Origin of the sequence: Streptomyces sp. NBC_01788 (assembly GCF_035917575.1) — a bacterium.
Taxonomy (GTDB): Bacteria; Actinomycetota; Actinomycetes; order Streptomycetales; family Streptomycetaceae; genus Streptomyces.
Genome location: NZ_CP109090.1, coordinates 6794479 through 6817910 on the forward strand (window position 1 = coordinate 6794479; position 23432 = coordinate 6817910).

Consider the following 23432-nt stretch of genomic DNA (forward strand, 5'->3'; position numbering starts at 1 on the left):
CTGATCCTTCTGCGGCATGCCTTGACACACGCGCGTCAAGCACTCAACACTCCCAGGGCAGGAGAGCGCTTGCCCGCCGCTGACGACGTTCGTGACATCCCGTCAGGCCGTGCCCGCTCGCCCTTCTTCACCCCCCACTTCTCACCCCCTGAGTTCAGGAGGTCTCCATGCCACGGAGATCGAAAGCCCTGTCAGGAATGCTGATCGCCGGAGCCCTGCTGATGACGTCGCTCGGCGTGGCCGGCGTCGCCACCAGTGCCGGGCCGCCCACCCCCGGCAGCGAGGCGGCGACGTCGTTCGCGGCCGGCCACTCCGGGCACGCCATGGCCGCGTCGACCGCCTTCTCGGCCGAGGACGCGAACGGCGACGGCTACATCCCGGCGATCCCGCCGGTCACCGGCGTCACCCCGTCCACCGCGAACCCGCCCCACCGCTACTTCCACGAGTTCCAGGCCAACTGCTCCGTCACCCGCACCAGGCCCGACGACCCCATCGTCTACCCGCAGCAGCCGGGCAAGTCGCACGACCACACCTTCATGGGCAACACCACGACCGACGCGTACAGCACCGCCGCGTCACTGGACGCGGGCGGCACCGCCTGCAAGGCGCCCGGCGACCGGTCGGGCTACTGGGTGCCGACCGTCTACAACGGCGACAAGGCGGTGCTGCCGGTCGGCCCGCAGACGATCTACTACAAGGCGGGGGTCACCGACTACACCAGCGTGCGGCCCTTCCCCAAGGGGCTGCGCTTCGTGGTGGGCAACCCGTTGCAGAGCGCACAGGAGTTCCGCAACAGCCCCGGTTTCGTCGAGGGCTGGGAGTGCGGCGACAGCTACTTCAACGTCGACTTCCCGGCGAGCTGTCCCAACCGGCCCGACGTGCAGCTCAACATCCGCTTCCAGGCGCCCAGTTGCTGGGACGGCAAGTACCTCGACACCCCCGACCACCGCAGCCACATGGCCTACCCGGTGGTCAAGCCCGGCACCAACGACAACATGTGCCCGGCCGACCACCCGGTCGCGCTGCCGATGATCGAGTTCAAGATGGCGTTCCCGGTCAACGGCGACATGTCCCGCGTGAGGCTGTCGAGCGGGGCCGCCTGGTCCTACCACTACGACTTCTTCAACGCCTGGGACGCGCCCACGCTGGCGGCCATGGTCGGCCACTGCATCGTCGGCGGCCTCCAGTGCGACGCACGCGGCTACGACGAGACGCACCCCGAGGCGGGAGCCGCGCTGAACGGGGACTACCGGCTTCCCTGAACCGCACCCTGAACGGCGCCACCCCGAAGCAGGGTGGCCCGGCCGGACCCCCACACGGCCGGGCCACCCGACCTCCCCCCACCTCCCGCGCATCGGAGACCCCCCATGTCACGAAGTCGCGTCCGCCGTCTGACCGCACCGCTCACCGCGGGCCTCCTCACCCTCGGCGCCCTCACCGCCCTGCCCGCCACGCAGGCCCATGCGGCCGGCAGCGTCGTCAAGGTGACCGGAGCCAAGGGCAACTGGCAGCTCACCGTGGACGGGAAGCCGTACCAGATCAAGGGCCTGACCTGGGGCCCGTCCGCCGCCTCCGCCGACACCTATCTGCCGGACCTGAGGTCCATGGGCGTCAACACCATCCGCACCTGGGGCACGGACGCGAGCAGCAAGCCGCTCCTCGACTCCGCGGCCGCGCACGGCATCAAGGTCGTCGCCGGATTCTGGCTCCAGCCCGGCGGAGGTCCGGGCAGCGGCGGCTGCGTCGACTACGTCACCGACACCACGTACAAGAACAACATGCTCAACGAGTTCACGAACTGGGTGCGGACCTACAAGGACAACGCGGGCGTGCTCATGTGGGACGTGGGCAACGAGTCGGTCCTCGGCCTGCAGAACTGCTACGGCGGCGACCAGCTCGAACGCCAGCGCGACGCGTACACGAGCTTCGTCAACGAGGTCGCCCACAGGATCCACGGCATCGACCCCGACCACCCGGTCACCTCCACCGACGCATGGGTCGGCGCCTGGCCCTACTTCAAGCGCAACGCGCCCGACCTCGACCTGTACGCCGTCAACTCCTACAACGGTGTCTGCGACATCAGGTCCGCCTGGCAACAGGGCGGTTACGACAAGCCGTACATCGTCACCGAGTCCGGCCCGGCCGGCGAGTGGGAGGTGCCCAACGACACCAACGGGGTCCCGGCGGAGCCCGGTGACCAGGCCAAGGCCGCGGGCTACACCAAGGCGTGGAACTGCGTCACCGCCCACAACGGCGTCGCGCTCGGTGCCACGCTGTTCCACTACGGCACGGAGTACGACTTCGGCGGCATCTGGTTCAACCTGCTGCCCGCCGGACAGAAACGGCTCTCCTACTACGCCGTGAAGAAGGCCTACGGCGGCGACACCTCCCGCGACAACACCCCGCCGGTGCTGTCCGACATCGGCGTCCAGGGCGACCCGGGCGCGGTGCAGGCAGGACGGGACGTGACACTCGACGTCCAGGCCACCGACCCCGACGGCGACGCGGTCACGTACGAGGTCCTGGACAACAGCATGTACCTCGACGGCAGCGGCCAGCTGAACTCCCTCCGTTTCACCAGCGCGGGCGCGGGCCGGCTGAAGTTCACGGCGCCCGACCGCCCCGGCGTCTGGAAGATCTACGTCAAGGCGACGGACGGCCGCGGGAACGTCGGCGTCCAGTCGCGCTCGATCAGGGTGATCCCACCGGTGATCGACGGCACGAACGTCGCCCTGCGCAAGACCGCCACCGCCTCCTCGTTCCAGCCGTCCGGCGGAGACTGCCCCTGCACGGCCGCCAACGCCGTCGACGGCCGCGCGGACACCCGCTGGGCCAGCGACTGGAGCGACCCGCAGTGGATCCAGGTCGACCTGGGCGCCCCCACCACCTTCCGGCACATCCAACTGGTCTGGGAAACCGCCTACGCCAAGGCGTACGCCATCCAGACGTCCAACGACGGCCAGAACTGGCAGACCCTGCGCCAGATCACCGACGGCAAGGGCGGCGTCAACGACTTCGACCTCACCGGCACGGGCCGCTACGTACGCATCAACTGCACACAGCGCGGAACCGGTTGGGGCTACTCACTGTACGAGCTGGGCGTGTACGTCTGACCCCGGGGAACGAACACGGCACCACCCGGCGGCGCCTCACCGCGCCGCCGTCCCGCCGGACGCCGGGTGATCCGAACCCCGCCGGGACTTCCCCGACGCACGGGCGATCTATAGTGGGCCGCATGAGCCGTTGGAGGGACTTGACCGGGGAGACGTCCGGTGACGACTACGCCGCACGGTTCGCGGCCCTGGCCCGCAGCGGCAAGGACGTGCACGGTGAGGCGCGGTTCTGCACCGCTCTTGTGCCTGCCGGGGCGCGGGTGCTGGATGCCGGGTGCGGTACCGGGCGGGTCATGATCCGGCTCGCGGAGCTCGGGTACGACTGCGTCGGGGTGGACCTCGACGCGTCGATGCTGGCGGTGGCCCGGAAGCAGGCGCCCGGGCTGCCCTGGTTCCAGGCCGACCTCGCCGCGTTCGAGCCGGACCGGCTCTGCATCGCGGCGGACTTCGACCTCGTGGTCGCCGCGGGCAACATCCTCCCGTTGCTCGCGGCCGGCACCGAGGCCGCGGTCGTCGGGCGCCTGGCCGCCGTCCTGCGTGCGGGTGGCCTGCTGGTCGCCGGCTTCGGCCTGGACGAGGCCCACCTGCCTGTGCCGCCCGGCATCACGCTCGCCGAGTACGACGACTGCTGCGCCGCGGCCGGCCTCACCCTCGTCGACCGCTTCGCCACCTGGGACGCCGACCCCTACGAGGGCGGCGGCTACGCCGTCAGCGTCCACCGCCGGTGACGAACGCTTGACAGCCCGGCCCCGACGGCGGGCGTGTCCCCCGGCCGACCGCCACGCCGTGCGGGGAGGCTGCACAGATGCACGCCGTACTGCACGCACTGTCGATCACCGGGTCCATGACCTGGGAGATCACCTGGGCCCTGATCCTGGGCTTCGCCCTCTCCGCGGTCGTCCAGGCCGTGGTCCGCAAGTCCACCGTCGTCGCACTGCTCGGCGACGACCGGCCCCGCACCCTCGCCGTCGCCGCCGGGCTGGGCGTGGCGTCCTCGTCCTGCTCCTACGCCGCCGTGGCCCTGGCCCGCTCCCTGTTCCGCAAGGGCGCCGACTTCACCGCGGCGATGGCCTTCGAGATCGCCTCCACCAACCTCGTCGTCGAGCTCGGCGTCATCCTCGCGCTGCTGATGGGCTGGCAGTTCACCGCGGCCGAGTTCGTCGGCGGCGCCGTCATGATCGTCCTGCTGGCCGTCCTCTTCCGGCTGTTCCTGCGTGAGAGGCTGCTCGGCCAGGCCCGTGAACAGGCGGAACGGGGCCTTGCCGGGTCGATGGAGGGCCACGCGGCGATGGACATGTCCGTGCGGCGCGAGGGGTCCTTCACCCGGCGCCTGGTCTCCCGCGAGGGCCTCACCGCCGTCAGCCACGTCTTCGTCATGGAGTGGGCGGCGATCCTGCGCGACCTGGTCGTCGGCCTGCTCATCGCAGGCGCCGTCGCCGCCTGGGTCCCGGACTCCTTCTGGCGCGCCTTCTTCTTCCACGGCCACCCGCTCGCCGCCAAACTGTGGGGTCCCGCCATCGGCCCACTGGTGGCGATCGCCTCGTTCGTGTGCTCGATCGGCAACGTGCCGCTGGCGGTGGTGCTGTGGAAGGGAGGCATCAGCTTCGGCGGCGTGGTGGCGTTCATCTTCGCCGACCTGCTGATCCTGCCGATCCTCAGTATCTACCGGAAGTACTACGGCGCCCGGATGGCGGCCTTCCTGCTGGGCACCTTCTACCTCGCGATGGCCGTCGCCGGCTATGTCGTGGAATTCGTCTTCGGCGGACTCGGCCTGATCCCCGACCAGGCCGACGCGAGGCTCCCCGTGGAAGGCGTCAGGTGGAACTACACCACCTGGCTCAACATCGCCTTCCTCCTCCTCGCCGCGCTGCTTCTGCTCCGGTTCCGGCGGACCGGCGGGCCGGACATGCTGCGCATGATGGGCGGCTCACCGGACACCGGCCACGACCGGACGGGCCCGTCCGTGCCATGACGGCGCGGACGGGCCCGGTGCGGTGGGTGCGGACGGGTCACGCCACGCCGCTCTCCCACCACCAGGAGCCGGAGCCGTACGAGGGGTACTGGACGCGGCTGTCACAGTGCTGCCACGAGTTCGTGTACGCCTCCAGGCCGGAGAAGCCGCAGGTCTCGGCGATCCGGTAGGTCTGCAGGGTGCTGTGCCCGGAGACCACGATGTCGGCGGCCACGCCGTACAGGTGCATGCTGTTGGACGCGCCGCCCGAGGCCGCGTTGTGCGCGATGCTACGGAAGCCCGAGTTGATCGTGATCGCGCTGTTGCCGGCCTTCTTGCGCACCGCCTCCAGCTTGTACATCAGCCGGCGGACGTTCTCCTTGACGGTCGCGGAGGCCACCTTGCCGTTGTTGAAGCCGGCGCCGTCCTTGGAGTGGAACTCGCTGAAGTCGAAGTGCGCTGTCGAACCGTCGCTCGCCTCCAGGCTGTTGAGGACGCTCTGGGTCTGCGGGCCGACGATGCCGTCCGCGCCGAGGCCGTAGGCGGACTGGAAACGCTGGACGGCGGCGGCCGTGCCCGGGCCGAAGGAGCCGTCCCAGGCGACGTACGTCTGGGAGGCGCTGCCCGCGGCCCAGCCGCCGACGCGGATCTGGAGCTCCACCACGTCGGAGCCGGAGGCGCCCTGCTGGAGGGTGCGGCTCCAGCCGTAGGCCGAGGCCGTGCCCGCCGTGGCGACGCCGGTGACCGCGGCCACGCCGAGCGCGGCCGTCACGCCCGCAGCGCTCCGGAACAGGGTACGGCGGTCGATGCTTCGCTGCGGGTGTCGTGCCGGGTTCATGGAAGTCTCCTCCTTGGGTGACTACGGGTGACTGGTGGTGACGACGCCCGAAGGTCAGGCGACCAGGGCCTGCCAGGTGTTGGAGCCGACGATGCCGTCCACGCCGAGGCCGTGCGAGGACTGGAAGGAACGCACCGCGGAGTCGGTCCCGGGGCCGAACGCGCCGTCGACCGTCAGCGAGGCACCATGAGCCTTGAGCTGGCTCTGCACCGCCTGGACCGCTGCTCCCGAGGAACCCTGCTGCACGGTGACGATGAGGGCCTGCCAGGTAGCGGGTCCGACGACGCCATCCACGGCGAGGCCGTGCGAGGACTGGAACGAGCGCACCGCGGAGTCGGTCCCGGCCCCGAACGCGCCGTCCACCGCCAGCGCGGAACCGTGCGCGTTGAGCAGGTACTGGACTGACTTGACCCGTTCACCCGAGGCGCCCTGCTTCACCGTGGGCCAACTGGCCGTCGGCGGAGGGTTGTAGCCGCCTCCCTTGGCGAAGGCCTGGAGGTCGGCCAGGGTGCCGTTGAAGGTGTCCTGGTCGCCGGGGAACGTTCCGGAGTCGGCGTACTGCCAGATCGTCTGGGCCGACCAGCCGGCGGGCAGCGTGCCCGGGCTGGAGGAGTAACGGGCGATCCACAGCGGGTTGGTGGCCCCGAAACTGCTGTTGTTGCCCGTGCAGGTGCTCCACCAGTCGGTGGTGGTGTAGATCGTCGGGTAGCGCCCGACCTTGGCACGCACCTGGTTGCTGAAGTCGCGGATCCAGGTGACCATCGCGCTCTGGCTCAGCCCGTAGCAGGTGGCGCCGTAGGGGTTGTACTCGATGTCCAGGGCGGGCGGCAGCGTCTTGCCGTCGGCGGACCAGCCGCCGCCGTGGCTCACGAACCAGTCCGCCTGCACGGCACCGCTGGAGTTGCCGGGCAGCGCGAAGTGGTAGGCGCCGCGGATCAGTCCGACGTTCGACGAGCCGGTGTACTGCTGGGAGAAGTAGGGGCTCGTGTACGTGGTGCCTTCGGTGGCCTTGACGTAGGCGAAGGCGGCGCCCTTGTTCTTGACGGACGTCCAGTCGACGTTGCCCTGGTAACCGCTGACGTCGAGTCCGGCCGGACCCGTGCTCACGGCGAGCGGGGCGGCGGCCGCCAGGGACCCCGTGCCCAGGCGCTGGAGCCCGGATCCGGCGTGGTCCTGGTCCGGGTGCGTCATCCGCACCGGAGTCCCGGACGCGGTCCCGGCGGTGCCGGCGGCCGTCGCCGAGGCGGTGCCCGGCAGGACCAGCAGGGTCAGGACGGCGGTCAGGAGTCCGGCCGCACGGGCGAACGCTCGGCTGGGGCCGGTGGGGGTGGTGCCGAGTCTGAACCGCGAGGGGGTGGCTGAAGGCATGGTGCTCCCAGAGGTGTGGAGGGACACTGCGATGCGCTCGGGCCGGGGTGGCCGTGGTTTCGGCCAACGACGGTCGGGGTGGGGCGTCGGAGCTGTGGGCGGCGGTGGGCGGGCGCCGGTCGTGGTGGGGGGTCAGTAGGACCGGGCGCGCTGTCAACTCCTCGGCGTACGGGTTGGGTTGACGCGCGTAAACGTAAGGGATGTGTTGACATGCTCGCAACATCTTCGTGCTTGAGAAAATTTGAATCAGGTACGGCGGATCTTGAGTGGCGTGCGCGGAAACCGGCCAGGAAATGCGGTACGGAAGCCGGTTGGCGGTGAATTGTTCACCTGCGGCTCGACCGGGCGTCACCGGGACGATCCGGTGCATTGGGCGATCGGCCACACGCTGGCCGTCGGCATTCCCCATATCGCAAGGAGCAGGTGTGATGCGCTTCGGATCTCCGTCCCGCCGGGCCTCGGCCCTCGGAGTGGCCCTCGCCGTCTCCGGGGCCGGCGTCGCCGCACTGGCGCCGGCCGCCGCGGCCGCACCCGGTGCTCCGGGCACCCGTCCGTCGTTCTGCGGCCACGACAACCGGAGCACGCCGTTCTCGCGGTACCTCTGCGCCCAGCCCGGTGACCTGCTCGACGTCCGCGTCGGCGACGTGCACCCGACCCAGCCGTCGCTCGGCTACGACGAGGTGTACTACAAGCTGGGCCGCTACACCCTCGGCAAGGACGCGGTCAACAAGAAGTTCGACGACTGGTGCGAGGCCGACGGCCGGTCAACCTCGGCAACCATTGCCACCGGAGCACGACTTGACGACCCGTCGTCGTTCACGTGCGAACTCCCTGTCGGGGCGGAGACGGCGGACAGCGTGGCCGCCATGAAGACCGTCGTCATCGGACCCGGCGGCGAACCGTTCCTCACCGACGGGCACCACACGCTCACCTCCTTCTACGAGACCCCCGACGGCGGGCCCGACCTGCACGTCCGGCTGCGGGTGCAGGCCAACCTGAGCAACCTGCCCCGCCAGGCCTTCTGGGACGAGATGAAGGCGCACAAGTGGGTGTACCTGCGCGACCCCGAGGGCAAGCAGGTCACGGTGAACAAGCTGCCCACCGGCGTGGGCCTGGCCAACTTCACCGACGACAGGTACCGCAGCCTGCTCTACTTCGGCCGCGACATCGGCTACGCGCAGAACGGCCTGCCGTTCCAGGAGTTCTACTGGGGCAGCTGGGTCCGGGACGCCAAGCCGATCGACCTGGCCGGCTGGAACCCGAACGACCTCGACAACTACCTGGCCACCGTCAGATCCCTGACCGGGACGATGACGGCGCTGCCCAAGGGCACGGTCGTCGACAGTGGCTTCACCGCCGCCGAACTCGGCGCGCTGGACCGGTGGAACGACGGCAGCGCGGCCACCAAGGGAGAGTTCAACAAGCTGAGCAAGCCGTACTCCGACACCAAGCCCGGCAAGCTCGCCTACACACTGGAGTACAAGCGGCTGCACGGCCTGGGCTGACACGCCCCGCCGCCGGCTTTCAGGTGTGCGGCACAGGGCGTGGTCGATGAGGTCGCGCAGCGCGTCTTCCTGACGGGCGGCGGTCCGCGGGTCCGCGGAGCGGCTGTGCGCGGAGACGGTGACAGTGCGTCGACCGTCCACGGTTGTCGCTGCTCGGATGACATATCCGAAGCCGCTCCCCCCGTGCCCGAGGTAGCCGCCGCCGCAGGACAGGGGTTTGAACTGCTGCCGTTTGACAGCGGTTGGACGTGTTCTGGTGTGCATGAGTGAGCGTGGTCGCCCACCAGTTGCATCATGACGGTGGCGACGAACGTCTTGGTGATACTGCCCAGACGCAGGTAGCCGTCTTTCGGTACCGGGCGGTGAGTCACCAGGTCCCCGACTCCGGCGCGGGCCGTGACCGTCCCGCGCGGGGTCTCCAGGCGGACCGCCACGGGTGCCGGCCGGATGGACATCACGCCAGGCACCCACCACAGCCACTGGCCTCCCCTGCCTGTTTCCCGCACCGTCGCGCGACTCGCGTACGTGGGTTTCGATAGGCCAACGAGGGCCCCAACCACAGTGGTTGGGGCCCTCGTCAGGTGTCGCGGCTCGACTCAGAGGTGGTTGCCGGGGGTCACCGTGAACGACGCGGGACCGGCGGACAGGTTCACCGTGTACTGGCGCAGGTAGGTGTCCAGGAACGGGGAGCGGGCACCGGCGGTGGCGGTGTCACGGGCCGGGTCGTCCAGCGCCAGCCGGAGCTGCGCGCCCTTGACCTCGATCGTCTGGCCGGACGGCGTGGCACGCCATGAGCCGGTCTGGATGGAGCCGACCTCCACGGCCAGGACATGACCCGCGGCGAGCGTCCAGTCGGTCGCCTTCAGATCGACGCTCATCCGGCCCGAACGCAGCAGGGACACCTGCTCGTCGAACATGACGGCCTTGCCGTTCGGGGCGACGTCGTACAGCTTGAGCATGACGTTGCCCTCACCCTTGGCGGTCAGGGAGAGCTGCGGAGTGCCGGTGAGGCGCACCGACTGTCCGACCGGCTGCGACCACACGAAGAAGCTCGACGTGACCTTGCCGTTCTTCTGCTGCTTCGCAAGACCCCGGGCCAGGCCCTGAGGGGCGGCCTGCTCGGTCGCGGGAGCGTTCTCCATGTCCCACTTGCCGTCGGACGGCTTGGCGAGCGTCTGCGGCGCCGACTCGCCGGACGCGGCCAGGGCCGCGCGGCCGGAGGCGCCGCCGTCGTCCAGGTACGAGCCGTTGCCGAGCGGGAGCGTGACGGACCGCTTCACGACCGGCCAGGTGTCCTGGGCCCGCCAGGCGCCGGTGGAGTCCTCCACGGAGTAGGCCGGGTACTTGACCTTCGGCTTGATGCCCTTGAGGTACTCGTCGTAGTAGGAGAGGGTCTCGTCGTACCAGCCCTCGCGGCCCATGGAGAGGCGCCCGTTACTGGTGCGGTCGCCGCCGCGCACGTGCTCCCACTGGCCGAGCCAACCGCGCTCGGGGCCCACGTGGTTGTCGAGGTACTCCTGCATCTCCTCGGGCTTGGTGTTGTTCTCGATGAAGCCCTGGGTGACGAACAGCGGGGTCTTGGTGCCCTTGGCCATCTTCGCCAGGTCACGGTCGGTCCAGTGCTTGTCCCACTGGTCCGCGATCTTGTACCCGGCCGAGTTCTGGGTGAGGCACTCCGGGTGGGTCTTCTCCCACTGGGCGTTGGCCAGGTAGTGCGGGTCGTCGTCCGCCATCTGGGCGAGCGTGGCGATGGAGTTGTAGGCGTTGGCGGTGCCGGTGACGTTCGGGCGGGGCACTCCGTTGGAGTAGATGTACTGGTACATGTCCCACACCGGCTCCTGGGCGACGACGGCCTTGAGGGCCTTCTGGCTCAGGTTGTTGCCGATCAGGCCCGTGACGGCGTCGTACGACTTCCCGTACATGCCGACCGCGCCCGTGCTCCACGACTGCTTCGCCGCCCAGTCGATCGCCGCCTTGACGTCGGCCTGCTCGCCGGGGCCGCCCCAGTCCAGGCAGCCGGTGGAGCCGCCGAAGCCGCGCAGGTCCACCATGACGAAGGCGTAACCCTGGGCGAACAGGTCGGTGCCTTCTATGAAGTCCTGGAAACGGGACGAGGGGCCGGTGTGCTTCCATCCCTCGGGATCGGTCTGCCCGGAGTGCCCGAAGTAGGGGCCGATCGACAGGATGACGGGCACCTTCGCGCCCGGGGCCAGGCCCTCGGGCAGCAGGACGTCGGCGTGCAGTTCGGTGTCCGAGCCGTCCGAGGACGGGAAGTAGTGCTGCGTCCAGAGCGAGCCCTTCGGGACTCGGTCGTTCTCCTCGTGGGTGACCGCGTCGGTCGCGGTGGCGACCGACGCCGTCCGGCTCTGCTCCGCGGCGGGCTGGTCCGCGGCGCTGGGCGCCGCGGTGGCGGGGCCTGCGAGCGTGGCGGTCAACGCGAAGGTGGTGACGAGGGCCGAGGCGGTCGCGACGGCCGTACGACGTCTGTTCACTTGCTGCTCCCGGAGTGTCTGGTACGGGGCGGTGCAGGTGGTGCGGTGGAGCACGGCCTCTGACCCACCGTCAGAGCGGCGAAGGGCAGACGCATCCATACGGAAAACCGGATCGCGGGAGCGGGCCGAGGCCGTCGGCGTCGGACTCTATGATCACCGTTGAAACGAGTCAACGGGTCCGCGCGTTCTGCGTGTTTCGGATGTGGCACGGACCGGTCCGGCGTGCCCGTGGGCACGCGTACGTGTCGCAGCGCAGCACGGTGTTCCCGTGCTCCCGCCGATTCCCCGCGAGAGTTCGCGCACCGTGCCCACGCTGTTCCTGCTGGCGCGCGCCGTGGAGGACCCGTACCAGGCCGACCGTCGTCCGCGGTCTGTGGGCCGACCTCAAGGTCCCCGCCGTCGGACACCGCCGCTTCCTGCGCGTGGTGCTTCCGATGGCCCCGTGGGTGTTCGGCTCGGCCGCCGTCGCCTACGCGGTCACCGTTCCTAGAGACTGAGCGGGAGTGAGTCCTGGGTCCAGGGCTCGTGCTCAGCCGTGTGCCCCGAACGGTTGTGGGCACGCTGGTCGCCCGCTTTCGCTCCGTGTCCGGGCGGCACGGATCGTGTCCGTGGTCCGGGAATGCGGGGGCGGGGTCCCTCACGTCCTGGGGTGTCCGGTCGGGCCTGGACGGTCCGATGCCCCACACGATCGCTCCGGTCGTGTGGGGGCGGTGCCGTCCGACGCCGGATCGGGCATCCCAGGGCGCGCCTTCCGATCGCCACGGCGGCGGCGTCGTGGCGGGTGGGCTTCCTGTTCTTGGTGGTGAGGGGTTTCTGCCAGTGCTGGGCGCCCCAGCGGCTGGTGTAGGCCGGATCGACGGCGACGACGGTGACGCCGAGCTCGGCGGCCATGGACACCAGCCGTGCGCGGAGCCGGGCGGTGGGCATGCCGGAGATCAGTTTGCGGAACCGTTTGCGGCGGCCGTGTTTCTCCCGGGTCTTCTCCGCGGCGAAGTCGAGGTCCTCGATCGCGAGGGACAGACCGTGCCGCACGGTCCAGTGCAGCAGACGGGTCAGGGCGTGGCGCAGCTGGGCGTCACGGTGCTGTGCGGTGCCGTCCAGCTGGTAGTCGAATCTGCGGGGCGCGCCGACGGGGTTGCCGTGCTGATCCAGGCGCCAGGCGGCCAGATGGTCCGCGTTCATGTCCACCCCGACCAGCCCACCCGCACGGGCCGCCGAGAGCGGCATCGTCGTCACGGGCGCGTTCTGCCAGGAGGCGGTCACGTACCAGCGGTTGCGGCCGGTGTCGTAGTGGATGCGGTAGGCCACGGCACGGTGCGCTGCGACGCGGTCGGCCCACTGCTCGCCCCGGTGGTGGAAACGGACCCGGCAGGCGAGCACATACCGGCCGTGGGGCGCGTTGGCCAGGTCGGCCAGCGCCGCCGGAAGCTTGATGCTCACCTCACCGCCGGGTGTGACGCGGATCGTCTCGTTACCGAACGGTTTCCCGGTCTCGCCGTCGGCCTGCAGGAACCACCGCCCGGCCTGCCACCGCAGCCGCCACTGCGCCTCCGAAAGCCTGGCGGCATCCAGATGGTGCCGGGCGCCCGCCAGCTTCCTGCCGCCGCGCACCACCCGCACCCGCCCGGCCTCCCAGTCGGCCCGCTCACCGTCCAGCCGGTCCTCAAGCAGCTGCAGGCGTCGGGACTTGGCGAACCACTCCTTCCGGGAGCCGTAGCCACCCGGCGCCCCCTTGGCGCCCTTCGCGCCGATGGGCTGGGAGAGCCGATGCGTGATCGTCTCGACGCCCGCTCGCAGATTCTGCATGTGGGCGAGCTGCCCGCGCCGGGCCAGCGCCCACTGATCGTGCGTGGCCTTGGTGATACTGCCCGCCCACCGCGACGACGACTCGCCAGTCAGCGCCCGCTTCCGTCGCGCCCACTGCTCACCGTCGTGAGCCGACCCCGCCGCGCAGCGGGCCTTCAGGTCGCGGGAGGCCAGCGAGCCGAGCAGAGCGCCGACCTGGCGCAGGACCGTCTCGTCCTGCCCGGTCAGGCCCTTGAGACCGGCGCGGATCGCCACCCCGGACGGGCCGGGCACCACGAACGACGCCGCCACCTCACGCAACCCGCCCATGACCCCACCCCCGCCCGATACCGGCCAACCCCTCACCGCACCCAACGACCACCCCCGGCCGAAGGTCACGCATTCGAAACCAGAACTCCCGTCGCCCTGCCACGCACTGCCTTCCCACACCGCGCACCGCAACCGCAAAGCTCACTCACGCACACCAGAACGCACCCAACAGCTGTCAAACGGCAGCAGTTCAAACCCTCGGCACCGGGGCGCTGGTCCAGCCCTTCGCCAAGCGCCTGGACTCGCTCGACTCGGCACGCGGCATCATCGTCTCGATGATCCTCATGGCCTGCGGCATGGCCGTATGCGCGGGGGACGCGGCCGTCCGCTCGCCCTGGCTCGGCCTCGGCGGAGCCGTCCTGCTGGGGGCCGCCTACGGCATCGGGGTCGTCTCCGGCCTGCTGGAGATCCAGCGGATCGTCACCCCGGACGACATGGCCGGCATCACCGGCGTCTACTACGCCCTGTGCTACTCGGGCTTCCTGCTGCCCGCCGTCCTGGCGGCCCTGTCCGCGCTGGCGTCGTACACCGTGATGCTCGCCGTCCTCACCCTCCTCGCCCTGACCAGCCTCGCGGTGATCACCACCTCCTCCCGGCGGACCATCTCCGCACTCGCCCCGGCCGGGACCGGCCCCACCGAGCCCTGCCCGGCCGAGGCTCCGGCCCGCTGAGCCGGGCGTTCCCGCTGAGTCCTGGCGGGCCGAGGTTCCGGTCAGTTGAGTCGAGCCCCCGGCCGGGCCGGCACGGGCGGCTGCGTTCCCGCTCGACCCCCAGCACTTTCGGACACCGGCAGACCCTCACTCCACCGCCAGGACCTCGGCCGACAAGGCACCCGCGGCCTCGGCCGGCGACGTGGCGGCCCCCTCGGACGCGCTCTTTCCGAACGCACGGACGCATGACGGAGCGTCAGCTCTGGGCGTGAGTACCCTTTCGCCGCCGCCCGCAACCAATTCGCACGCAACTGTGCAGTCTGCGTGTGCGTTTCGCTAGGCTTCCCGGCATACCGGCAGATCAGGGGTAACGGAGTGTCGGAACGGCAGCGCACCGAGAGGACCACCATCGTGGACGGACGCGATCGGCTGGGGAAGCCCCTGTACGAGCGCGAGAACGAGGTGACCGCCGCTCAGAAAGCGGTGGACGGGATCTGTGCGGGCGAGGGGAACGGCGAAGGCAGGCGGGGCGGGCTGCTGTTCTTCAGCGCCGCCGCCGGACTGGGCAAGACGACCGTACTGGCCGAGATCCGCCGCATGGCCGCGGCCCGCGGCTGCACCGTGCTGTCCGCCCGGGGCAGCGAGCAGGAGCACACCGTCCCCTTCCACGTCGTACGCCAGTTGCTCCAGCCCGTCCTCGCGGCCTGCACCGAGCCCGAGCGCCGCGACATCTTCGGCGGCTGGTACGAGATCGCCGGACCGGCCGTCGGCCTGTTCGCCCAGAAGACCGATACCGCCGGCCCGGACCCGCAGGGTGTCCGGGACGGACTTGACTGGGTCGTCACGCAGGTGGCCGTGCGCCGCGCACCGGTCGTGATGGTCCTCGACGACGCCCACTGGGGCGACCTGGAGTCCCTTGCCTGGCTCGCCGCCTTCGCGGTGCGGGCACGGGAACTTCCCATCCTGGTGGTCATCGGCTACCGCCCGGACGAGGTGCCCGCCGAGGCGCAGGCGTTCCGCGAACTGGTCGACGGCCGCAGCGCACGCCCGATCCCGCTGCACGCCCTCAGCCCGGAGGCGGTGGCCGGACTGGTGCGGCGCTCGCTCGGAGTGGAGGCCGACGACGTCTTCTGCCGCGAGTGCTGGCTGGTCACCGGCGGCAACCCCTACGAGGCCGTCGAGTTGATCGCCAGGGCCCAGGACCGTGGCCTCGCCCCGGACGCGGAATCGGCCTCCCTGCTCGGCGAACTCGCCGCGAGCGCACGGGGCACCGGTCTGGTCAAGCGCCTGGAGAGGCTCGGCCACGCCGCCGTCCGGCTTGCCTGGGCGGCCGCGGTGCTCGGCACCGAGATCTCCGCGGAGCTGGCCGCGACCGTGGCCGGACTGCCCCCGGCCGAGGCGCAGGCCGCCGTGGACCGGCTGCGGGTCGCCCGCATCCTCACCGGCACCCGCACCCTCGAGTTCATCCACCCGCTCATCGCCACCGCCGTGTACCAGGCCATCCCGCCCACCACGCGCACCGCGCTGCACGGTCAGGCCGCCTGGGCGGTCGCCGACGCCGGCCTGGGCATCACCGCCGCCGCCCGGCACCTGCTGGAGACCCACCCGGAGGGCGACCCGAACACCGTCCGGCAACTGCGCGCCGCCGCCCGCGAGAACCTCCGTCTGGGCGCGCCCGACGCGGCCCGGCGCTGCCTGGAACGCGCGCTGCGCGAACCTCCCGCGCCCGAGGACCGCGCGGGCGTCCTCCACGAACTTGGCTGCTCCGCCCTGCTCACCGCCCCCGCCACCACGGTCAACCACCTCACCGCCGCGCTGGAACAGCCCTTTCTGGACCCCGAGTTGCGGGAGAACGCCACCTTCCGGCTGGCCCAGGTCTTCGCGCACAACGACGAACTCGCCAAGGCGGCCGCCGTCGCGGGCGCCGAGGTGGCCCGGTCCGCGTCCCCGCGGGCACGGCTGCGCATGCAGGTCGCGCACTACCTGTGGCTGGTCTTCGACGCCCACGAGGAGCAGGCGTCCGACCGCTCCCGCCGGCTCGCACGGCTCGTCGAGCACCTGCCCGGCGAGGCCATCGAGGAGCGGGCCCTGCTGTGCATCCGCACCTGGGACGCCACGCTGCGCGGGGAGCCGGCCACGGACACCCTGGACGTCGCCCGGCGCGCGATGGGCCTCAGCTACACCGACCCGGACTGGGGCTTCGAACTGCCGAGCGTGGCCGCGCTCAGCTACATGTACGCCGACGAGTGCGACCGCGCGGAGGAACTGTTCAGTTCGGCCATCGCCGAGTGCGAGCAGGTCGGCTGGAGCGGCGCCCACCTCTCCTTCGGCTTCACCCTCCTCGGCCTGGTCCGGCTCCGGCGCGGGATGCTCGTCAAGGCGGAGGAGTGCGCCCGTGAGGGAGTGCGCCTGGCCGAGCGGGTCGGCGACCGGGTGCCCGCCCGGTGGTACGCGGTGGGGCTGCTGGTGGACGTCCTGCTGTCCCGGGGCCGCGTGGAGGAGGCGCTGCGGGTCGCGAGGACGTACGACTTCGCGCCTCCGTACCTGAACGCCGTGGTCTTCCCGGACTCCCAGACGGTCTACGGGCGGCTGCTTCTCGCCCGTGGCCTGCGCAAGGAGGCCGAGGCACAACTCACCGCCGCCGGGGCGCGGCTGGATGCCAAGGGCATCGTCAACCCGACCTGGTGCCCCTGGGCGGGACACCTCGCCCTCGCCGTCGCCGAGGAGGACCCCGCGCGCGCCCGCGCCCTCACGGCGAAGATGCTGCGGCGGGCCGAGCGCTACGGCACGCCCACCGCCATCGGCGAGGCGCTGAGCTTCAGCGCGGCGGTGGCCGAGGACGGGCAGTCGCTGCCCCTGCGCGAGCGCGCGGTGGAGATACTGCGCCGATCACCCAGCCGGCACGCGTACGCGGAGGCCCTGATCGACCTCGGCGCCGAACTCGGCCGCGGCGGCGCCACGGACCGGGCGACCGAGCTCCTGCACGAGGGCGTCGAGCTGGCGGAGGAGTGCGGTGCCGACCGCCTCGCCGACCGGGGCCGCGCCGAGGCGGCCGGGGCGAGACTGCGGCTGGGCGGGACACGCCCGTTGGCGCGACGCGGCGCGAGCGCCGCGGAACAGAGCTGAACCGGACTGCAGGAGGGGGGAGTTCTCAGCGTGGGCGGCCCAGACCGGCGTCGCGTGCCCGGACGATGGCCTGGCTGCGCCGGGTGAGGTGCAGTTTGGCGAGGATCGCCGAGACGTTGTTCGCCACGGTCTTGCCGGACAGGTGCAGGCGCCGCCCGATCTCGGCGTTGGACAGCCCGGCCGCGAGATGGTCGAGGATCTCCCGCTCCCGTGCGGTGAGTTCGGGGAACGGGCTGTCCTGCGGCGGCGGCGAAACGAACCACGCACGCAGCCGCCCCGCTGCCGATGACCGGCATGGGGCTCAGCTACATCCTCAGCCCCGTCGACGGAGGCACGTCCTTCGAGGACACCGTGACCGCCTACACCGGCCATCTCGACCAGGCCCGCGTCACCCAGTACCTCGGTGTGCCGTTCCTGGTCCTGCTGATCCCGGCGACGTTCGCCGTGATCTGGGTGTCCCGCCGGGGCGCGCCCCGGCTCACCACCGCCGGCGCGCTCCTCGCACTCCTCGGTCAACTGGCCGGTTTCCCCCTCAACCAGGGCGGCGACCTGCTCGCGTACATGACGGCGAAGCGCGGCCTCGACGCACCGACCGTGGCCGCGCTGCAGAAGGCCCTGGAGGAGGGCCCGTTGGCCCTGACGGGCGGCCTGCTGTTCATCATCGGCATCGTCGTCGGTCTGCTGCTGCTCGGCCTCGCCCTGTGGCGCAGCGGCGCCGCACCGGCCTGGGCGGGCATCGCCCTGGCCCTGGGCGGCTTCACCCATCCCTTCATGCCGGGGCACATCGCGGCCGGCATCGGCCTGCTCGTCGCCGCTGCCGGCTTCGCCGGGGCCGGCTGGGCACTCCTGCGCATGAGCGACGACGACTTCGACCGGGCACCCGGCCGCCCCGCCTGACGACGCCTGGCGGCTGCCCGCTACCGGGGCGTCGGTATCAGGCGCTGCACCGCGGGCGGCGTTGCCGGGATCCGTTCCAGGACGCCGCCCGCGAACACGTCGTACAGGGGCAGCGTCTCCAGGTGCACGTAGCCGATGTGGCAGTCGCACACGGCCAGCGGGCACGCGCGGGGGCGCAGGGCCCGCCGGTAGGAGCCGTCGTACAGGTTGCCCAGCTCCGAGCGGACGAAGTGGCAGCGGCGCACCGTGCCCTCGCCGTCCACCGATATGACCGACTCTCCCGTACGGCAGGGCAGGCCCGCGCTGCGGTGCGGGTGGCGGCTGTACGGGAAGAGCGGGTCCAGGGCCGTCCACCGGTCGGCCTCGGCGTCGGTGTAGGTGTGGCCCTCGGCGGCGTTGACCCACAGGTACACGTGGTCGGGAAGGTCGGCGCGCAGCCGGCGCGCCTGCTCCAGGTGCTCGGGAAGGCCGACGACGCCGACGCTGTGCCGGACACCGCGCGCGGCCAGGTCGTGGCACTTGGCCAGGAAGCGGTCGTACGGCGTCTGCCCGGGGTGGAAGGTGCACCACAGGGCGAGGGAGTCCGGGTCGGCGGTGTCCAGCCAGTCGGTACGGCAACTGAGGTTGGTCTGGATCGCCACCCGCCGGATGTGCGGGAGCCGGCTCAACTCCGCGAGCGTACGCCGGTACCAGGACCGCACCAGGCCCTCGCCCCACGGAGTGAACAGCAGGGAGAGCCGGTCGTCGCGCTGCGCCGCCGCCCAGGTGGCGAAACGCTCCAGCGCGGCGCGGTCCGCGGTGAGTCGGTCGCGGCTGTCCTGGCGCTTGGCGAACGGACAGTACGGGCAGTCGTAGTCGCACGACGCCAGCGGGCCGCGGTAGAGGATCGTCAGGTCCATGCGTGCTCCGTCACTTCGGTTCGTACGCGGCCATGCGTTCGCGCACCGCGGTGGAGAACAACTCGGGCCCCAGCGCGTCGGAGTGGGCGAGCCCCTCCGGGGACAGCCGCAGCAGCTCCGGGCCCGCGGAGCCGTCCAGCCAGCCCCGCTCGCGGAACCGGTCCAGCTCGGTGGCGAAGTCGTCGCCGGGCGCGCTGCCGAAGCGGGCCCGGTAGTCCGCGACGGGCATGCCCTCGGCCTGGAGCAGTGACTGGAGCAGATGGCGGCGCCGGGACTCGTCCGCGGTCATCTCCCAGCCGAAGTCCGCGTGCCGGAAGTCGTCGGCGGCGCGTGCCGTGTAGTCGTCGATGATCCCGCGTATGCGGTGCATGTCGACGGCGTAGTCGAAGGAGTAGTGCAGTGCGGAGGTGTACGAGCGGGAGCCGCAGCCGAGGCCGACCATGCCGTCGCTCTGGCACGCGTAGTCCTCGCCGCCGGTGGCGGGGGCGTCCGCGCGGCGGAACATCCGCATCGACACCTGCTGGTAGCCCCGCGCGAGCAGGTGGTCGCGGCCGTGGCGGTACAGCCGCAGCCGCTGCTCGTCCCAGTCGGCGTCACCGCCGGGCGCCGAGCCGCGGTGCCGGCCGAGACCGGTGAGCGGTCGCACGTAGAGGGGGTAGAGGTACAGCTCCTCCGGCCGCCAGGCGAGGGCGGCGTCGAGGGAACGGGTCCAGGACTGCTCGGTCTGGCCGTCGATGCCGTAGATCAGGTCGATGTTGAGGACGGGGACGCCTGCGTCGCGGATCCGGGCGAGGGCCGTTTCGACGTCCGCCCGGCGCTGGGGGCGTACGGCCGTCCGCGCCTCGGAGTCGACGAAGCTCTGCACGCCCAGGCTCAGCCGCGTGGTGCCGCGGGCGGCCAGCACCGCCAGCCGGTCGGCGGTCGCCGTGGCGGGCGAGGCCTCCACCGACAGCGGGATCGCGGCGAGGTCGGCGCCCAGACCGTTCTCGGCCAGATCGCACAGCCGCTCCAGCTCGTCCGCCTCGAGGAACGTCGGAGTGCCGCCGCCGAAGGACGCGTTGGCGTACCGCGCCCCGTCGCCCAGCGCCTCGCGCACCGCGGCCGCCTGCCGTTCCATCGCGTCCAGGTAGGCCGTGGTCAGGCCGTCCGGCGCCCCGATCCGGGTGAAGAGATTGCAGAAGCCGCAGCGGACCTCGCAGAACGGGATGTGGAGGTAGAGCGAGAGCGCGTCCTTGGGCTCGTCCGCCCACAGCGCGCGCAGGGAAGCCCGCTCCCGGACGAGGGGGCGGTACGCGGTCTTGTGCGGATACGCGTAGACGTACTGCTGGTACGGGCGGACGGCGCTGGGCACGGCCACCGCTTCGGCGCTGGTGACGGTCAAGGTCATCGGTCTCCGTCGACGAGGAAGTGGGCGTAGGGCACGGTCCATACGACGTCATGGCCGATGCGGTGGCCGCTGTAGCCGTCCTCGCCGTACGCCGTGCCGTGGTCGGAGCAGACGACGGCCAAGCACGGACGGCGGCCGGCGACGGCGGCCAGCAGCCGTCCCATGTGCCGGTCGACGTACTCGAGCGCCGCGGCGTGGGTGGCCCGCGTGTCACCCGCCTCGCGGGTGGCCCCGGGGAGGTGGAACCAGTTCGGCTGGTGCAGGGCCGACACGTTCGTGAAGAGGAACAGCCGCTGATCCTGGGGGAGTTCCGCGACGACTCGCTCCGCGCAGTCCACCTGGGCCTCGAACGACGTGGGTGAGGTCACCCCGAACTCCGGCCGCCAGTGGCTGTCCTGGAACATCCCCGGCAGGACGGAGCCCAGCGGTCCCTGCTTGTTGAAGAAACCCACGCCGCCGATGCACACGGTGCGGTAGCCCACCGCGGCCAGGCCCGAGACCAGGTCGGGGGTGTCGTAGACGAAGGTGCCGTTCGCGGTGGTCTCACTGCCCGCGAAACGGGCGGCGAAGAGCCGAGGATGCGGACCCGGCGCGGCCGGCGTCGGCAGGAAGCCCGCGAACATCGCCTGGTGGGAGGCGTAGGTGAAGCTGCCGGGGGCGTGCCGGCGCTCCCAGGCGCCGCCTGGCAGATGCCGGGCCAGATTCGGAATGCGTCCGGCCGCCGCCAACTCCTGTGCCACGTCGTAGCGGAGGGTGTCGAGCGTGACGAACAGGATGTCGTGGCTTCCCACGATGTCGTTCATGTCAAGCGTTGGGGTCATGGTGGTGCTCCTTGCGTTGTGCTCGCCGTGCGGTGGCCGGGGCCGGGGCCGGGTCCGGGGCCGGTGCGGTGGCCGGTGCGGGCGTCCGTCCGGCGGCCTGCGCGGCGTCTGGTGCGTCGGTCCGTGCGGCGTTCCGTATGACGGCTGGTGCGGGGGCCGTTGCCGAGGTCCGTGTGGCCCGTGCGGCTGCCCGCGCGACGGCCGGTGCTGCCGCGACCTGTGCGGCGTAGGTGTCCAGGCCCTCGGCGCCACTGCCCGGCAGGCCGGTGAGGCGGGGCAGGAGGTCCCCGAAGGCGTTCACCTCGCCGACCGTGAAGCGGCGCCAGGCCGTCGCCGGCAGGATGTCCACGCCGACGCACAGGGTGCCCGGGAAGCACGCGGCCGCCCGTTCGGCCATGTCCAGCACGTCCGTGAAACGGCCTCCCGCGGTCCGGATCGCCGCACGTACCGCGTCCAGGTCGCCGCGGGCGCCACCGAGGTGCAGATTCGTCATGGGATGCGGGCTGGTCCGTACCACGGCATGCGTGGCGCGCCCGGCCACCACGACCACCCGCAGGTCGGTGGCCCGGCCGCCCTGTGAGGCCTTCGGCAGCCACCGCTCGACATGGAGCCCGTCAGGGGCCAGCGCGTCGACGAGGGCGGCGACCGCTGGCTCCGTGGTGTAGTGGCGCACCCGGAGGGAGTTGTGGAGGCGGCCGTCGGCCGTGGTCTCCACGGAGGTCGTCGCCCTGACCCGGCCCGGACCCGCCAGCGTCAGCGCCACGACACCGGAGGCCGACGACCCGTGCGCCGGCTTCACGAACGCACGTGAGATCCGGGCCGCCTTCAGTTGCTCCCGGAGACCGTCCGGCCCGGACCAGCCACCGACCGGACCCGTCAGCGCCGGAGGCAGCGGCACGCCCGCGGCGGCGAGCCGGGCATGGCAGCGCCGCTTGTCGAACATGACCGCGATGTCCTCCGGGTCGGCGGCGGTCACCGCGCCCGCGTGCCGCGCCGCGGCGGTCAGCTCCCGGACCGTGGCGGTGAACCGGCGGTGCCACAGAGCCGTCCCCTCGACCCGGGTGGGGTCGTCGGTGTCCCGCAGCAACCGGTCGACCTCGGCGTCCTCGCCGGGGGAGTCGATCCGCACCAGCTCACCCCGCGAGAAGGCGTACCGTCCATGCAGCACGTCCCGCCACGCCAGCACACGGGGTACCGGGTGGCCGGCCGCGCGAACGGCGTCGGCGAACATCGTCGTCCGCCGGTTCTCGGGATTGCCGACGACGGCGAACCGCAGGCCGGCGGCGGGCGCCGGGCTACTCGGAGACCGCGACATACCGCCACTCCTCGTCCCCCCAGCTGTCCGGAGTCCGGTGGTCCGACAGATCCACCTCGGTACCGCTGGAGTCGAAGGCCCCGCGGATCCGATCGGTCATGGACTCGCTCAGGAAGTGGTGGTGCAGGTCGAGCCGGGTCAGATGAGTGAGCGGCTGACCACCGAGCAGCGAGGCCGCGCCGTCGTCGGTGAGCGCGCCCAGCGACAGGTCGAGCGACGTCAGCTGCGCGACGACGGGAGCCCCGGCGACGGCGGCGGCGACCTCGTCCTGGATCTCACTGTTGCGCAGGCCGAGATGGCGCAGCGCCGGGAAACGTCCCCCGGCCAGGATCGGGGCGAGGTCGGCGGCCCCCGAGTCGCCGCCGTATGCCTCCACGCCGAGCCACATGTCGAGGTGCTCCAGGGCGGGGAACTCGCCGGCCGCGACACCGCGTACGACCTCGCCGGGCAGGCCGCCGGCCTCGAAGCGGAGCCTGCGCAGGTGCTCGTGGCGGACCGCCGGGAAACGCAGCCCGGTGCCGCCGCGGATCCCGAACTCCTCCAGCAGCGGATACGCGTCGAGGACCGGCGTGACATCGGACTGCTCGATCCAGGAGATCTCCGACTCCTCCATCTCCAGGTCCCCGATGAACACGGCCCGGAGCGCGGTCAGCCGGGCACGGGCGTCCACGAGACGCCGAACGATGCTGCTGGAGTCGTTTTCGTACGCCTCACCCCACTGGCCCACGATGACGGCCCGCACCCCGGCGGGGTCGACGGAGTCGAGGAAGCGGTCCCACAGCTCACCGAAGTTCTCCTGTGGCGGGTCCGCGTACGGCTCGACGGCCAGCCGCCAGGCCGCGGCGTCCGCCTCCGGCAGCTCCCGCTTCCCCGCGAACTGCGCGAAGTCGAAGGCCGGGAGGCCGTGCAGTTCCTTCAGATGCTCGACGTGGGACATGACGCTGGCCTCCTGGGG

18 protein-coding genes are annotated in these 23432 nt (G+C 71.6%); 8 read left to right on the forward strand and 10 right to left on the reverse strand.

Annotated elements, in window-relative coordinates:
- The first annotated feature begins 167 nt into the window (after positions 1-167).
- The 4 genes from OIE49_RS30465 (at position 168) to OIE49_RS30480 (ending at position 5085) form a co-directional block, all read left to right on the forward strand.
- Positions 168-1262, forward strand: a complete 1095-nt coding sequence (locus tag OIE49_RS30465; protein WP_326805095.1) for a DUF1996 domain-containing protein — start codon at positions 168-170, stop codon at positions 1260-1262.
- Positions 1263-1367: 105 nt separating this feature from the next.
- On the forward strand, positions 1368-3113 hold the full coding sequence (locus OIE49_RS30470) for a discoidin domain-containing protein (RefSeq protein WP_326805096.1): 1746 nt from the start codon (positions 1368-1370) through the stop codon (positions 3111-3113).
- Positions 3114-3235: 122 nt separating this feature from the next.
- On the forward strand, positions 3236-3841 hold the full coding sequence (locus OIE49_RS30475; protein WP_326805097.1) for a class I SAM-dependent methyltransferase: 606 nt from the start codon (positions 3236-3238) through the stop codon (positions 3839-3841).
- Positions 3842-3918: 77 nt separating this feature from the next.
- On the forward strand, positions 3919-5085 hold the full coding sequence (locus OIE49_RS30480; RefSeq protein WP_326805098.1) for a permease: 1167 nt from the start codon (positions 3919-3921) through the stop codon (positions 5083-5085).
- Between the two features lie 37 nt (positions 5086-5122).
- Here OIE49_RS30480 and OIE49_RS30485 read toward each other — a convergent pair whose 3' ends face one another.
- On the reverse strand, positions 5123-5902 hold the full coding sequence (locus OIE49_RS30485) for a D-Ala-D-Ala carboxypeptidase family metallohydrolase (RefSeq protein ID WP_326805099.1): 780 nt from the start codon (positions 5900-5902) through the stop codon (positions 5123-5125).
- A gap of 54 nt (positions 5903-5956) precedes the next feature.
- Positions 5957-7270: a GH25 family lysozyme gene (locus tag OIE49_RS30490; RefSeq protein WP_326805100.1), complete on the reverse strand. Its 1314-nt coding sequence runs from the start codon at positions 7268-7270 to the stop codon at positions 5957-5959.
- A 428-nt stretch (positions 7271-7698) separates the two neighbouring features.
- On the opposite strand from OIE49_RS30490, the gene OIE49_RS30495 reads away from it, so the two are divergent.
- On the forward strand, positions 7699-8775 hold the full coding sequence (locus OIE49_RS30495) for a ParB/Srx family N-terminal domain-containing protein (RefSeq protein WP_326805101.1): 1077 nt from the start codon (positions 7699-7701) through the stop codon (positions 8773-8775).
- Positions 8776-9371: 596 nt separating this feature from the next.
- Here OIE49_RS30495 and OIE49_RS30500 read toward each other — a convergent pair.
- Positions 9372-11267, reverse strand: coding sequence for a CocE/NonD family hydrolase (locus OIE49_RS30500; RefSeq protein WP_326805102.1), 1896 nt, complete (start codon positions 11265-11267; stop codon positions 9372-9374).
- 486 nt (positions 11268-11753) lie between these two features.
- The gene (locus tag OIE49_RS30505) at positions 11754-13382 is read right to left on the reverse strand and encodes a transposase (protein ID WP_326805103.1); all 1629 of its coding nucleotides are present in this window, start codon (positions 13380-13382) and stop codon (positions 11754-11756) included.
- 275 nt (positions 13383-13657) lie between these two features.
- Here OIE49_RS30505 and OIE49_RS30510 point away from each other — a divergent pair, with 275 nt between their 5' ends.
- Both OIE49_RS30510 and OIE49_RS30515 read left to right on the forward strand, forming a co-directional pair.
- Positions 13658-14053 (forward strand): hypothetical protein, encoded by a 396-nt coding sequence (locus OIE49_RS30510; protein ID WP_326805104.1) that lies wholly within the window; start codon positions 13658-13660, stop codon positions 14051-14053.
- A 390-nt stretch (positions 14054-14443) separates the two neighbouring features.
- The gene (locus OIE49_RS30515) at positions 14444-17158 is read left to right on the forward strand and encodes an ATP-binding protein (RefSeq protein WP_326805105.1); all 2715 of its coding nucleotides are present in this window, start codon (positions 14444-14446) and stop codon (positions 17156-17158) included.
- Positions 17159-17183: 25 nt separating this feature from the next.
- Here the strand turns inward: OIE49_RS30515 and OIE49_RS30520 are convergent, their stop codons facing one another.
- Positions 17184-17429 (reverse strand): response regulator transcription factor, encoded by a 246-nt coding sequence (locus OIE49_RS30520; protein WP_326806360.1) that lies wholly within the window; start codon positions 17427-17429, stop codon positions 17184-17186.
- 23 nt (positions 17430-17452) lie between these two features.
- Between OIE49_RS30520 and OIE49_RS30525 the strand changes: the two genes are divergently transcribed.
- Positions 17453-18055, forward strand: a complete 603-nt coding sequence (locus tag OIE49_RS30525) for a hypothetical protein (RefSeq protein ID WP_326805106.1) — start codon at positions 17453-17455, stop codon at positions 18053-18055.
- Between the two features lie 20 nt (positions 18056-18075).
- Here OIE49_RS30525 and OIE49_RS30530 read toward each other — a convergent pair whose 3' ends face one another.
- Genes OIE49_RS30530 through OIE49_RS30550 form a run of 5 tightly spaced genes read right to left on the reverse strand, consistent with a single transcriptional unit; the run spans position 18076 to position 23414 of the window.
- On the reverse strand, positions 18076-18954 hold the full coding sequence (locus OIE49_RS30530; RefSeq protein WP_326805107.1) for an STM4011 family radical SAM protein: 879 nt from the start codon (positions 18952-18954) through the stop codon (positions 18076-18078).
- A gap of 10 nt (positions 18955-18964) precedes the next feature.
- The gene (locus OIE49_RS30535; protein ID WP_326805108.1) at positions 18965-20341 is read right to left on the reverse strand and encodes an STM4012 family radical SAM protein; all 1377 of its coding nucleotides are present in this window, start codon (positions 20339-20341) and stop codon (positions 18965-18967) included.
- Complete coding sequence (locus OIE49_RS30540) at positions 20338-21144, reverse strand: STM4013/SEN3800 family hydrolase (protein ID WP_326806361.1); 807 nt, start codon at positions 21142-21144, stop codon at positions 20338-20340. The genes OIE49_RS30535 and OIE49_RS30540 overlap by 4 nt, the downstream gene beginning before the upstream one ends.
- A gap of 1 nt (position 21145) precedes the next feature.
- Positions 21146-22477, reverse strand: coding sequence for an STM4014 family protein (locus tag OIE49_RS30545; RefSeq protein WP_326805109.1), 1332 nt, complete (start codon positions 22475-22477; stop codon positions 21146-21148).
- Entirely contained in the window at positions 22458-23414 is a 957-nt protein-coding gene (locus tag OIE49_RS30550; RefSeq protein WP_326805110.1) for an STM4015 family protein, read from the reverse strand. Before OIE49_RS30550 ends, OIE49_RS30545 begins: the two co-directional genes overlap by 20 nt.
- Positions 23415-23432 lie beyond the last annotated feature (18 nt).